The following is a 13,122-nucleotide window of genomic DNA, read 5'->3' on the forward strand; positions in this document are numbered from 1 at the left end:
CTGCCTTCGGACTGGGGTCCTACACCGAACTGCAGTCCTCCAACCCCGCCGTCCTCGCCTTCCTCCGCGAACACGAGGACGACCTCGTCCTCTGCGTCCACAACTTCTCCCGCTTCGCCCAACCCACGGAGATGGACCTGAGCGCGTTCCGCGGGCGACACCCGGTCGAACTGTTCGGCGGGGTGCGCTTCCCGGCCATCGGGGACCTGCCGTACCTGCTCACCATGGCCGGACACGGCTTCTACTGGTTCCGGCTCCGCAAGGACGCCGCGTAGGGCCGATTCCTCCCCCGCCACCCGGGGTGGGGCGGTTTCTCCGCCCCACCCGCGGGCACGCGTAGTCACACCCGACCAGCGATTGGACGCGACGTCATGTCGGAAGCCGTCACACGCTCCGTCCCGACCAGCAACCCCGGTCTCCTGGCGTCACTCGATCCCCTGTTGCGGGAGTGGCTCCCGCGCCAGCGCTGGTTCGCCGGCAAGGGCCGTCCGGTCACCGGGTTCTCCCTCGTCTCCGCGACCGAACTGCTGCCCCCGCCCCGCCAGGACGGCACCCCCGCCGGTCGGCTGGGCCTGTACCACCTGATCGTCGTCGCCCACCAGCAGCCGGCCGGCCCCGCGCCGGTCACGGTCACAATCACCGGCACCGGAACCCCTCCCGGCGGCGACTGCTACCAGTTATTGATCGGCGCGCGCGAGGCCCTGCCGCCCCGGCTGGCGCCCGCACTGATCGGACACGTCCAGGAGGGGCCGCTCGCCGGGCACACGGTCTACGAGGCCCTGTACGACGCGCGGTCCGCCGAGGTCATCATGGAGGCGCTGCGCACCCGGGCCCGCATCGGCGCCCTGCGCTTCGACCGGCGGGACGAGATACGCCCCGACCTGGTCCCCCGCCTGATGACCGCGGAACAGTCCAACTCCTCGGTCGTCTACGGAGATACGTTCATTCTCAAGGTGCTCCGGCGGGTCGTACCGGGCACCAACCCGGACCTGGAACTGCCGCTGGCCCTGGCCCGGGAGGGCTGCCCCCGGGTGCCCGCCCCGACGGCGTGGATGACGGCGGAGACATCGGGTGAGCCGTACGTGCTGGGCGTGCTCCAGCCCTTCCTGCAGGGCGCTTCGGACGGCTGGGAGCTGTCGCTGCGCGAACTGGCCAAGGGCGAGGACTTCGCCGCCGAGGCACGGGCGCTCGGGCGGGCCACGGCCGAGGTGCACACCGCACTGGCCCGGGCGCTGCCGACCGTCACCCTGGGCCATTCGCAGATGCAGGCCCTGGTCGACGGCATGACCGAGCGGCTCGCGGCCGCCGCCCAGGCGGTACCCGCGCTGCGGCCCCATGTGCCCGGTCTGCACTCGGCCTTCGAGGCGCTGGCCGACCTCGCCGCCGAGGGCGCCACCTGGACCGCCCAGCGCATCCACGGCGACCTGCACCTCGGCCAGTGCCTGCGCTCCGCGTCCGGGCGGTGGTCGCTCATCGACTTCGAGGGCGAGCCCGCGAAGACCCTGGCCGAGCGGCGGATGCCGCAGCCCGTGGTGCGGGACGTGGCCGGGATGCTGCGCTCCTTCGACTACGCGGCGCACTCCGCCGACGGACCGCCCGCGCCGGACTGGGCGACCGCCTGCCGGGCCGCCTTCTGCACCGGCTACGCCGACGCCGGCGGGCGGGACCCCCGGACGGACCCGGTGCTGCTGCGGGCCTTCGAGACGGACAAGGCCGTCTACGAGGTCCTCTACGAGGCCCGGCACCGGCCCGACTGGCTGCCGGTGCCGATGTCGGCGGTGCGCCGGCTGGCCGCCCCCGACCCGAGCTGACCCCCTCTCTCCCACTCACCTGACCTGCGCGCCGAGGAGGCTCCACCCGTGACGCCCCGCCCTCCGTCCAGCGGTTCGGATCCGCAGAAGAAGCCCGCTCAGGCCGGCCCGGAGCAGCCGCCGGACACCGCGCCGCCGGCACGGGCGGCGAAGAAGGCCGCACCCGCGGCACCCGCGGCGAGGAAACCGGCCGGGAAGGCGGCGGGGAAGCCGTCGTCCGAGGCCGCGGCGAAACGGCCGACGGCCACGAGGAAGCCGGCTGCGCAGAAGAAGGCCGGGGCGGAGAAGGGCACGGCCGCCGCGAAGAGGGCGCGGGCGGACAAGGGCCCGGCGGGCGCCGCGAAGAAGGCGACGGCCGCGGGGACGTCGGGCACGGTCAGGAAGGCGGCCGCCCGGAAGGAGACCGCCGAGCGGCCGGGGCCGGCCGTGGCGAAGACCGCCGCGGGCACGCCCACGGCGGCGCGGAAGCCCGCCCGGACCGCGACCGCCCCGAAACAGCCGGCCGTGACGGCGGCCGGAGGCGGACCGGCCGTGACCACCGCACCCGTGAGCGGCCCCGGCGTCACCACCCCGACCGGGGACGGACCGACCGGAGGCGGACCGGCCGTGACCGCGGCCGGCGGGAGCGGGGCGGCGGGACCGGCGGTGCACGGGGAGGGGCCGCTGGAGGTGGCCGTCTCCCCCGGCGTCGACGCGGCGGACCGCGAACGGCTGCTGGCCGGCACGCACCACAGCCCGCACTCCGTGCTCGGTGCCCATCCGGTGCCCGGCGGAGTCGCCTTCCGGGTGTTCCGCCCCTACGCGCTGTCCGTCACCCTGGTCACCGGGGACCTGCGGGCCGAACTGCACGCCGACGGGCAGGGGTTCTTCTCGGGGCTGCTGCCGCTGCGGGACGTCCCGGCGTACCGGCTGGAGGTGGCGTACGAGGGGACGGTGCAGCAGACCGACGACGCCTACCGCTTCCTGCCCGCCCTCGGCGAGCTGGACCTGCACCTGATCGGCGAGGGCCGGCACGAGCAGCTGTGGAAGGCGCTCGGCGCGGAGCCGATGACCCACCAGGGCGTGACCGGGACCCGCTTCGCGGTGTGGGCGCCGAACGCGCGGGGCGTCCGGGTGGCCGGTGCCTTCAACTTCTGGGACGGCACCGGCCACCCGATGCGGTCGCTGGGCTCCTCCGGTGTGTGGGAGCTGTTCGTGCCCGGCGTCGGCGAGGGCGAGCTGTACAAGTTCGACATCACCCGGCCGGACGGCTCCCACACCCTGCGGGCCGACCCCATGGCGCGCCGCACCGAGGCACCGCCGGCCACGTCGTCGGTGGTGCACGCCTCGCACCACGAGTGGGACGACGCGGAGTGGATGGCCCGCCGCGCCGACAGGCCGGCGCACGACGCCCCGTTCTCCGTCTACGAGATCCACCTGCCGTCCTGGCGACCGGGGCTGACGTACCGCCGGCTCGCCGAGCAACTGCCCTCGTACGTTCGGGACCTGGGCTTCACGCACGTGGAGCTGATGCCGGTCGCCGAGCACCCCTTCGGCGGGTCCTGGGGCTACCAGGTCACCGGCTTCTACGCCCCCACCGCCCGCCTGGGCACCCCCGACGACTTCAAGTTCCTGATCGACGCCCTGCACCGGGCGGGGATCGGCGTCCTGATGGACTGGGTGCCCGCGCACTTCCCCCGCGACGCGTGGGCGCTGGCCGAGTTCGACGGCCGCCCGCTGTACGAGCACGCGGATCCGCTGCGCGCCGCCCACCCGGACTGGGGCACCCTGGAGTTCGACTTCGGCCGGCGGGAGGTGCGCAACTTCCTGGTGGCGAACGCGGTGTACTGGTGCGAGGAGTTCCACATCGACGGCCTGCGGGTGGACGCCGTCGCCTCCATGCTCTACCTGGACTACTCGCGCGAGCCGGGGCAGTGGACGCCCAACGAGCACGGCGGCCGGGAGAACCTGGACGCGGTGGCCTTCCTGCAGGAGATGAACGCCACCGTGTACCGCAGGGCGCCGGGTGTGGTGACGGTCGCGGAGGAGTCCACGGCCTGGGACGGGGTGACCCGGGCGACCCACCACCGCGGCCCGAGCGGCTTCGGCGGCCTGGGCTTCGGGCTGAAGTGGAACATGGGCTGGATGCACGACTCGCTGCAGTACATGAGCCACGACCCGGTCCACCGCCGCTACCACCACCACGAGATGACGTTCTCGATGGCGTACGCGTACAGCGAGAACTACGTCCTGCCGATCTCGCACGACGAGGTCGTGCACGGCAAGGGCTCCCTGGTGTCGAAGATGCCGGGCGACTGGTGGCAGCAGCGTGCCAACCTGCGCGCCTACCTCGGCTTCATGTGGTCCCATCCCGGCAAGCAACTCCTCTTCATGGGGCAGGAGTTCGCCCAGGGTGCCGAGTGGTCCGAGGCGCACGGCCCGGACTGGTGGCTGCTGGACCCGGCCTACGGGGCGGAGGCCGACCACCGCGGGGTGCGGGACCTGGTGCGCGACCTCAACGCGGTCTACCGCGCCACGCCCGCCCTGTGGGAGCGCGACGTCCACCCCGACGGCTTCGAGTGGATCGTGGGGGACGCCGCGGACGACAACGTGCTCGCCTTCCTGCGCCGCGACGCCTCGGGCTCGCCCCTGCTGGCGGTGTCCCACCTCGCCCCCGTCGTCCGCGCCGACTACCGCGTCGGTGTCCCCGACGACGTCCCGGCCTGGGCGGAGGTCCTCAACACCGACGCGGGCCGCTACGGCGGGAGCGACGTCGTCCGCCCGGACCCGGTGAAACCGGAGCCCCAGCCGTGGCACGGGCGTCCGGCCAGCATCCGGCTGACCCTGCCGCCCCTGGCGACGGTGTGGCTGCGTCCCGCCTGACCCGGGGCGGGCGCCCGCCGTAGAGTGCCTGCGGGTCAGTCGGGTGCACACGGGGGGATCGAGCGCATGCGACCTTACGGATCAGTGGCCGCCGTGCTGTGCGCCGCCGCCGTCCTCCTGCTGGGCGGGTGCGGCACGCAGGTGGCCGGCCGGGGCGGGGGGACGCCCGCCACCGCGACGGGTCCGCTCCCGTGGACCCTCGCGGAGCCGTCCTCCGTCCTCGCCGCCCGGCTCGGCACCGACCGCCGCACGCTGAGCCTGGACGCCCCTGTGCCCGCGGGCCCCCGTCCGTGCGTGCGCGGGCTCCGGGCGGTGGTCACGGACACCGCGGCGAAGCAGGTGTGGGTGCAGGTCACCTTCGCGTCCCCGTCCGGGGACCGGCGTTCGGGCTGCACCGGGCAGACCACGGCCACGGCGCGGGTACGGCTGCCGCAGCCCCTGGAAGGCCGGGACCTGATCGTCGACCACTACACCGTCTTCACCGCCGACGGCGCGAAACCGCCCGCGCTGCGGCGGTGCGGGCAGCTGGGGTGCCGTCCGCCGGCCACCGGCTGCACCCCGGCCTCCTACGAACAGGCGCTGTTCGCCGTCGGCGCGCCCCGGCACACGTACCGCGACGCCGAACACTGCGACGGCGCATGGCTGGTGCTGGACTTCTCCTGGCGCACGGGACCGGCCTGCGCCGGCGACACCACGAACCCGGCCTGCTCGTCCCGGCTGGGCGACCGGTACTTCTTCCGGGCCGAGCACACCGGCTGGAAGCCGTTCCTGGAGAGCACGGCCGGCGGCTGCCGGGCCGTGCGGCGCCGGGAACCGGCCTTCCCGCCCGCGCTGTGCACGTCACTGGCACCGCTGCCGGCCTCCCTGCACCCGAGCCACCCGCCGTCGGCCTCGCCGACGGCGGGTGGGGACAGCCACTAGTGCTGTGGCCGGAAAGGTTTGCCGGGATGCTCGCGGCGTCCGGTGCGGTGCATCGCAAGGCGGAGCGTCGCCCGCGTACTGGATGTACTCGGGTGATGCGACAACGCAGCGAGGTGCCGTGCCGGGCGTCGCGAGCCGGTGAACCTTTCCGGTCACAGCACTAGGGACCGGTGAGGCCCGCGGCCATCGCCTCCGGCAGCCGGTCCGTGTACAGCACGCCCAGCCGCTGCGTGGCGCGGGTCAGGGCGACGTACAGGTCGCTGGTGGAGCAGCGGCCGGGCTCGACCACGAGGACGGAGTCGAACTCCAGGCCCTTGGCGCCGCGCGGGTCGAGCAGGACGACCGAGCGGGTCAGGTCGGGCTCGGCGTCCGCCCGCACGCCGTCCAGCCGGGCGGCGAGCGCGCGGTGCAGGTCGCGCGGGGCGATCACGGCGAGCCGGCCCTCGGCCGGGGTCAGCTCCGCGACCGCCTCGGCGACCGCGGCGGGCAGGTCGCCGGTGGCCCGCGCCCAGGGCCGCACACCCGTGGACCGGACCGAGCGGGGCGGCTCGAAGGAGGGCTGCGCGGCGCGCACCACCGCGGCCGCCACGTCCATGATCTCCGCCGGGGTGCGGTAGTTGACGCCGAGTCGGGTGTGCTCCCAGCGGTCCTCCACGAAGGGCCGCAGGATGTCGTCCCAGGAGCCGGTCCCGGCCGCCTCGGCGGTCTGCGCCGGGTCGCCGACCAGGGTCATCGAGCGGGTCGGGCTGCGCCGCATCAGCAGCCGCCACGCCATCGGCGACAGCTCCTGCGCCTCGTCGACGATGATGTGCCCGAAGGCCCAGGTGCGGTCGGCGGCCGCGCGGTCGGCGGCGCTGCGGTGGTCCGCCTCCTCCTGGCGCTCGGCGAACCGCTCGGCGTCGATGATGTCGTGCGCGGACAGCACCTCGGAGCTCTCCGGGTCGCTGTCCTCCTTGTCGTCGAACTCGTAGGTCCGGGAGGCGTAGGAGACGTCGAGGACGCCCTGGGCGTAGGCCACCTGCGTCGCGCGTTCCCGCTCGGCCCGCGCCCGGGCCGAGCGCTCGTCCACGCCGAGCAGTTCGGCCGCCTCGTCGAGCAGCGGCACGTCCGCCGCGGTCCACGCCCGGGTGACCGGGCGGCGGATCACGGCCGCGTCCTCGGTGCCCACGTACCCGTCGGGGTCGGCGAGGAGGTCGGCGACCAGCCGCTGCGGGCTGAGCAGGGGCCACAACCGGTCGACGGCGGACCACACCTCGGGGTTCTCGGCGAGTTCGTCGCGGATCTGGGTGATGTCGGAGGCGTCCAGCAGGCTGGAGCCGTCGTAGGGGTCGGTGCCCACACGCTCGGCGTACAGGTCGGTGAGCGCGTTGAGGACATGGCCCTCGAAGTGCTCGCGGGCCGCGTTGTGCGGCAGCCCGGTGGCGCGGGTCCGCTCGCGGGCGACGCCGACCAGGCCGTCGTCCAGCATGAGCACCTCGCGGTCGTGCTCGACGGTGAGGACCGGGTCGGGCAGCGCCTGCCGGTCGCGGACGGCGGCGGCGAGGACGTCGGCCATGTCGGCGCGGCCCTTCACCGCGGCCGCCTCCGGGGTGTCCTCCGCGGTCGCCCGCACGCCGGGGAACAGCTCGCCGACGGTCGCCAGCAGCACGCCCGTCTCGCCGAGGGAGGGCAGCACCTCGCCGATGTAGCCGAGGAAGGCGGGGTTGGGGCCGACGATCAGGACGGCCCGCTTGGCGAGCAGTTCCCGGTGCTCGTAGAGGAGGTACGCGGCGCGGTGCAGGGCGACCGCCGTCTTGCCGGTGCCGGGTCCGCCCTCGACGACCAGCACCCCGCGGTGCGGTGCCCGGATGATCTCGTCCTGCTCGGCCTGGATGGTCTGCACGATGTCGCTCATGCGGCCGGTGCGCGCCGAGTCGAGCGCGGCGAGCAGCACCGCGTCGCCGGAGGGGTCCTCGTGGCCGGTGCGGGTGGCGTCGCCGAGGTCGAGGATCTCGTCGTGCAGGGCGGTGACCCGGCGGCCGTCGGTGGCGATGTGCCGGCGTCGGCGCAGGCCCATCGGGGTGTGGCCGGTGGCCAGGTAGAAGGGCCGGGCCACGTCGGCCCGCCAGTCGACGAGGACGGGAGTGCGCTCGGCGTCGTCGGCGCGCAGGCCGATGCGGCCGATGTGGTGGGCGGCCCCGGAGGCCGGGTCGATCCGGCCGAAGCAGAGGGAGCCGTCGACGGCGTTCAGCGCGGCGAGCAGTCCCGACCGCTCGGCGACGAGGATGTCCCGTTCCAGCCGGGCCTGCATGGGCTTGTCGCCCTGGGCGAGCGCGTCCGTGACGGAGGCCTCGGTGGCGCCGCGCAGGGCGTCCACCCGTGCGTAGAGCCCGTCGATGAATTCCTGCTCGTCCTTCAATTCACCGTCCGGAAATTCGGTGTTTGACAATTCCACTCCCGCCCGGATATACTCTGCCCACTGAACTTTCCGTGACTGCCGCATTGCGAAGTCGCGAATCATCGAATATACGCAGGGAAATCCCCCGAGCGCAATTGCTCGGGGGATTTCCGCGTTTCGGGTCCGTGAGCGCGGGTGGCGTGTCAGAGCACGTCGGACAGCTCCTCGAGCAGGCGCCGCTTGGAGCGGGCCCCCACCATCGACCGCACCGGTCCGCCGTCGCGGAACACCATCAGCGTCGGCGCGGACAGCACCCGGTACGCGAGCGCCGTTCCCGGGCTGCGGTCCACGTCCAGCCGGACGATCCGCAGCCGGCCGGCCTCCTCGGCGGCGAGGTCGCGCAGCACCGGGGCGAGCTGCCGGCACGGCCCGCACCACTCGGCGGTGAACTGCACCAGCACCGGCAGGTCCGAACCCAGCACCTCCCGTTCGAAGTCGGCGTCGGTCACCTCGCGCACGCCCTCCTCCGGCTTGGTCACCATGTCTGCCCTCCCAGTTCGCAGCGGGGTTCCGGACCTCCCGGAACCATGGCCTCGGCGGCCAGCCCGGCCCGCGCGTGCTCGGCGCGGGCGAGCTGCCCGGCGACCTGCTCGCGCACGTCGTTCAGCTGGGCCACGAGCGCGTCCAGCTCCGCCAGCTTGCGCCGGTAGACCTGGAGCGACGCCGGGCACGCGTCGCCCTCCGGATGCCCGGCCCGCAGGCACTCCACGAAGGGCCGGGTCTCCTCCAGCTCGAACCCGAAGTCCTGCAGCGTCCTGATCTGCCGCAGCAGACGCAGGTCCCGCTCGTCGTAGGCGCGGTGGCCGTTGCCGTCCCGCCGGGCGGGCAGCAGCCCGCGCGCCTCGTAGTACCGCAGCGTCCGCGTCGTGGTCCCGGCGCGTGCGGCCAGCTCGCCGATTCGCATACCGCGACGGTACGGCTTGACGCCGACGTCAGGGCAAGGAGCGGGTGGGCCTGCACCTCCCGGGCCGGCCCGGGAAGCCGCGGGGCGGCAGCGGCCGTCGCGGCGCCACGCGTAGCGCCGCACCTCGTCGAGGTCGTCGTCGTGCAGGCGGGCCGGGCCGGGGGGGCAGGCGGCGGGCCCCCTCCACGCACCGTTCGTCGTCGTGGCGGGCGAGCCCGCGCACGGCGGCGACCCGGACCGCGCGGACCGCGTCGTCCAGCAGCACCGCCGGGGCGTCGAGGAGCCCGGGATCGCGGTCCGTGCCGTCGGCGACCGCGCGGCAGGCCGCCTCCCGCACCTCCGCCTCCGGGTCGGCCGGCAGGCGCAGCCGCGCCGCCCGCACGGCCGGAGACTCTCCCACGGGACCGCCGGCGACCGCCCACCGACCCCGGCATCGGGGTGGCCGGCGTGCGGCGGCAGGGCCGCGTCGGCGCCCCGTGCGAGTTGTTCGGCCACCCCCCGCAGCTCCTCGCGGAGCACGGCCGCATCCGGCTCCCCGCCCGACCAGTCCGCGAGGAGCTCCCGGGCGGGGCGCGCGAACGGTGCCGCGTCGCTGTCGTCGTACGGCGGCATCAGGCGCACCACCCCGGCGCCGAACAGCCGGACCGGCGGGTCGGGGTGGGTCCGCAGGGCCGCGGCGGAGTCCCGCGTCCCCCGGCTCCGCCCCGCCCTCCGGGCCGCCCGCGCGCATGCCCCCGCTGCCCTGCCGTGTTCGCCGAACGCCTTGGCCGTCAGGCCGTCAGGCCGTCATCCCCGCCGACTCCTCGACCTCCAGGAGGGAGGCGCTGCGGCGCTCCTCCTCGAAGGCGCGCCGGCCGCCGCGCAGTCCGAACAGGCGCTTGGCCACGGCGATGTAGACGACGGCCAGGACGTTGAGGACCAGGGTGGCGATCTTCACCGCGCTGACGTGCTCGGTGAGTTCGTAGACCTCCAGCGGCAGGAAGGCGGCGGTGGCGACCACCGTCAGGTACTCGGCCCAGCGCTTGGCGTACCAGAGGCCGACCGCCTCGACGAGTTCGATCAGTGCGTACGCCAGCAGCAGCGCGGCCACCACCAGCAGGGTGGAGTGCCGGTAGCCGAAGGTCTTCTGGATGGTGCCGACGACCGGCGAGTGGTCGAGGTCGTAGTGGAAGTGCCGGAAGACCGGGCGGAGGACGTTCAGGTACTCGTTGAACAGCCGGCGCACCGCGTCCTGGCTGTTGCTGAACCTCCACACCGCGACCGCGACCAGCACGATGAAGACACCGCGCACGGCCCGCTCGACGGCGAGGAAGCGCAGGATGAACAGGTCCCGCAGGACCTTGCCGCGGGGCACCAGCGGGGCGTCCCCGGCCGGTCCCGAGCCGTGCGGCTCGCCGAGCGCGAAGTCGCCGCAGCGCAGGCACCGCCACGCGTCGCCGAGGGCGGTCTCCGCGTGCAGCCGGGCCCGCAGCCCGGAGTCGTCCGGCGCGTAGGTGGCGTGCCCGCGCCGGGCGCAGGTCCGCCGGTCCCAGTCGATCTTCATGTCCCCCGTACCTCCACTGTTCCGCGCACCGCCACGGAGCGTGCCGTGCCGTTCGTCCGGCACGGCACGCTAGTGCATGCAGGGCGGCGGCGCGGGCCGGGGGTCGCTCAGCGCGCTCCGCCGCCCGCCGGCTCCGCCGCCTCCGCCGCCTCAGGCGCCTCGGGCGCCTCGGGCGCCTCGGGCGCCTCGGGCGCCTCGCCGCGCGTCCCGTCGGAGGGCTTCTCGGCAGCGGCGGGGGCGGTGGCCGCGCGGCGCGGCAGCAGCAGGGCGACGGCGACCGTGCCCACGCCCAGGACCACGGCGCCGACGAGACTGGTGTGGGCGACCGCGTCGGCGAAGGCGGAGCCGACGGCCTCCTTCATCTGCCCGGCGCCCTGGGCCAGCCGGCCGGCCTGCGCCTTGAGCTGGGCGGCCTGGTGCGGGTCGCCGGCGTGGGCCGCCTGCTCGGCGAGCTGCCGGGCCTTGGCCCCGATGGCCCGGGCGACGCCGTAGCCGGCGCCGACCGAGTCCTGCGCGGTGGACAGCGCGGTCGGCGGGAGGGTGCTGCCGGCCGTGGCGTCGGAGAGGCGGCCGGAGTACGTCGTCGACAGCAGCGAGCCGAGGAGGGCGATGCCGAGCGAGCCGCCGAGCTCCAGCGAGGTGTCGTTCACCGCGCCGCCGACGCCCAGCTCGGACTCCGGGAAGGCGCCCATGATGGCGTCGGTGCAGGGCGACAGGGCGAGCCCGATCGCCAGGCCGAGGACCACCAGCGGTGCCACGAGGTCGCCGTAGGAGGAGGCCGCGTCGATGCGGGTCAGCAGGGCCAGGGCGGCGGTGCCGCCGACCATGCCCGCGGTCACGGTGAGCCGCATGCCGACGCGCGGGGTGAGGTAGCCGGTCAGCGCCGAGCCGGCGAAGACCGCGCCGGCCAGCGGCAGCATGCGCACCCCGGTCTCCAGGGCGTCGTAGCCGAGGACGAACTGCAGGTGCTGGGTCAGGTAGTAGAAGGCACCGAAGACGGCCAGGAAGAAGAGCGCGACGGCGAGGTTGGACCCGGCGAAGCGGCGGTTCGCGAAGCGGCGGACGTCCAGGACCGGGCGCGGGTGGCGCAGCTCCCAGGCGACGAAGGCGAGCAGGCCGCAGCCCGCGACCACGGCGGCGGTGACCGCCTTGACGTCCCAGCCGAAGTGCGGGCCCTCGATGATCATGTAGACCAGGGAGCCGATCCACACCACCGACAGCAGGCCGCCGACGTAGTCGATCCGGTCGTGGTGCCCGGCGCGGGACGGCGGTACCAGGACGAAGGCGGCGACCAGCGCGACGGCGGCGACGGGCACGTTGATCAGGAAGGTCGAGGACCAGCCGTGGTGCCGCAGCAGCGCACCGGCCACGACCGGGCCGGTGGCGATGGCGAGGCCGGCGGTGGCGGTCCACAGCGTGATCGCCTTGGCGCGCTCGGCGCGCGGGAAGGTCGCCGCCAGCAGGGAGAGCGTGGCGGGCATGATCAGCGCGGCGCCGACGCCCATCACCGCACGGGCCGCGATGACCGTCGCGGCGCTGTCGGCGAGGTAGCCGAGGACGGCGCCGCCGCCGAAGACCAGGAGCCCGAGGACGAGCGCCCCGCGCCGGCTGTACTTGTCGCCGATCGCGCCGAGCAGCAGCATCAGCGCGGCGTACGGGACGGTGTAGCCGTCGACGACCCACTGGAGGTCGGCGCCGGACAGGCCGAGGTCCCGGGTCATGTCGGGCGCGGCGACGGTGAGGGCGGTGTTCGCCATCACGATGATCAGCAGGCTCAGGCAGAGCACGAGCAGCGCCCACCAGCGCCGGGCGTACGGGCGGCCCGTCCTCTCGACCGGCTCCTTGATGACGAGTGGCATGGGTCCTGGTCGCCTTCCTCACAGTCGTACCCGACGGGTACTTGCACAATGGCGTGCAATTGCACAACCATGTGCAATGTACGGCTACTGCACAGCCGTGTGCAAATGAAGGAGGTGGCACCATGACGGCGGAACCGGCGGACACCGGCCGCGGGGCGGGCAGAATGGCAGCCATGACCACGGGTAACACCAGTCGCGCCGACGCGAACCGGCGCCGCATCCTCGATGTCGCCCTCGCCGAGCTGCTGCGGGACCCCGACGCGTCCATGGACCAGATCGCCCGCGCCGCCGGTGTGGTGCGGCGCACGGTCTACGGCCACTTCCCCAGCCGCGAGGCGCTGATCAGCACCCTCGTCGACGGCGCGGTGCAGGCGCTGTCGGACGCCCACGAGGCGGGGCAGGAGGGGGTCGGCGATCCCGCGGAGGCGGTGGCGCGCTCGGTGCTGGCGGTGTGGGAGATCGCCGACCGCTACCGGCTGCTCGTCGCGCTCGCCCAGCGCACGGTGACCATGCAGGGCATACGCGAGCGGCTCGCCCCGGTCCGCGGGAGCGCCGCCCGTCTGCTCCAGCGCGGTCTCGACCAGGGCGTCTTCGTCTCCACGCTGCCCGCCCCGGCCCTGGCCTACGTGCACGAGCAGATGCTCTTCGCCCTGATGGAGGCGGTGAACGACGGCCTGCTGGACACGCGGGAGGCGGGCCGCTCGGCCGCGGTCACCGTACTCACCGCGGCGGGCGTGCCCGCCTCCCTGGCCACCGCGCTGGTGGCGAGACTGAGCCCCTGACGG

At 74.6% G+C, this 13,122-nt stretch carries 12 protein-coding genes; 5 read left to right on the top strand and 7 right to left on the bottom strand.

Features of this window, described 5'->3' with window-relative positions:
• Both P3H78_RS03955 and P3H78_RS03960 read left to right on the top strand, forming a co-directional pair.
• Nucleotides 1-275, top strand: a 275-nt coding sequence (locus P3H78_RS03955; RefSeq protein WP_276107345.1) for an alpha-glucosidase C-terminal domain-containing protein, incomplete at its 5' end; no start/stop codon positions are given.
• A gap of 96 nt (nt 276-371) precedes the next feature.
• A complete protein-coding gene (locus tag P3H78_RS03960) occupies nt 372-1,811 on the top strand; it encodes a maltokinase N-terminal cap-like domain-containing protein (RefSeq protein WP_276107346.1) in 1,440 nt (479 codons plus the stop codon).
• A gap of 98 nt (nt 1,812-1,909) precedes the next feature.
• On the opposite strand, the gene P3H78_RS03965 is transcribed toward P3H78_RS03960, so the two are convergent.
• Nucleotides 1,910-2,350 carry a hypothetical protein gene (locus P3H78_RS03965; RefSeq protein ID WP_276107864.1) on the bottom strand — a complete coding sequence of 147 codons (441 nt, stop codon included), beginning with the start codon at nt 2,348-2,350 and terminating at the stop codon, nt 1,910-1,912.
• On the opposite strand from P3H78_RS03965, the gene glgB reads away from it, so the two are divergent.
• Both glgB and P3H78_RS03975 read left to right on the top strand, forming a co-directional pair.
• A complete protein-coding gene (glgB, locus tag P3H78_RS03970) occupies nt 2,343-4,673 on the top strand; it encodes a 1,4-alpha-glucan branching enzyme (RefSeq protein ID WP_438827902.1) in 2,331 nt (776 codons plus the stop codon). The genes P3H78_RS03965 and glgB overlap by 8 nt on opposite strands.
• A gap of 66 nt (nt 4,674-4,739) precedes the next feature.
• Entirely contained in the window at nt 4,740-5,594 is an 855-nt protein-coding gene (locus P3H78_RS03975; protein WP_276107348.1) for a hypothetical protein, read from the top strand.
• A gap of 160 nt (nt 5,595-5,754) precedes the next feature.
• Here P3H78_RS03975 and P3H78_RS03980 read toward each other — a convergent pair whose 3' ends face one another.
• From P3H78_RS03980 to P3H78_RS04005, 6 genes are all read right to left on the bottom strand, one after another.
• The gene (locus tag P3H78_RS03980) at nt 5,755-7,992 is read right to left on the bottom strand and encodes a HelD family protein (protein WP_276107349.1); all 2,238 of its coding nucleotides are present in this window, start codon (nt 7,990-7,992) and stop codon (nt 5,755-5,757) included.
• Nucleotides 7,993-8,174: 182 nt separating this feature from the next.
• A complete protein-coding gene (locus P3H78_RS03985; RefSeq protein ID WP_276107350.1) occupies nt 8,175-8,513 on the bottom strand; it encodes a thioredoxin family protein in 339 nt (112 codons plus the stop codon).
• Entirely contained in the window at nt 8,507-8,935 is a 429-nt protein-coding gene (locus P3H78_RS03990; RefSeq protein WP_276107351.1) for a MerR family transcriptional regulator, read from the bottom strand. The genes P3H78_RS03985 and P3H78_RS03990 overlap by 7 nt, the downstream gene beginning before the upstream one ends.
• A gap of 28 nt (nt 8,936-8,963) precedes the next feature.
• Entirely contained in the window at nt 8,964-9,335 is a 372-nt protein-coding gene (locus tag P3H78_RS03995) for a hypothetical protein (RefSeq protein ID WP_276107352.1), read from the bottom strand.
• A 378-nt stretch (nt 9,336-9,713) separates the two neighbouring features.
• The gene (locus P3H78_RS04000) at nt 9,714-10,478 is read right to left on the bottom strand and encodes a DUF2127 domain-containing protein (protein WP_276107353.1); all 765 of its coding nucleotides are present in this window, start codon (nt 10,476-10,478) and stop codon (nt 9,714-9,716) included.
• A 107-nt stretch (nt 10,479-10,585) separates the two neighbouring features.
• A complete protein-coding gene (locus P3H78_RS04005) occupies nt 10,586-12,337 on the bottom strand; it encodes an MFS transporter (RefSeq protein ID WP_276107354.1) in 1,752 nt (583 codons plus the stop codon).
• 164 nt (nt 12,338-12,501) lie between these two features.
• Here P3H78_RS04005 and P3H78_RS04010 point away from each other — a divergent pair, with 164 nt between their 5' ends.
• Complete coding sequence (locus P3H78_RS04010) at nt 12,502-13,119, top strand: TetR/AcrR family transcriptional regulator (RefSeq protein ID WP_276107837.1); 618 nt, start codon at nt 12,502-12,504, stop codon at nt 13,117-13,119.
• Nucleotides 13,120-13,122 lie beyond the last annotated feature (3 nt).

This window comes from Streptomyces tropicalis (assembly GCF_029269835.1).
Lineage (GTDB): Bacteria > Actinomycetota > Actinomycetes > Streptomycetales > Streptomycetaceae > Streptomyces > Streptomyces tropicalis.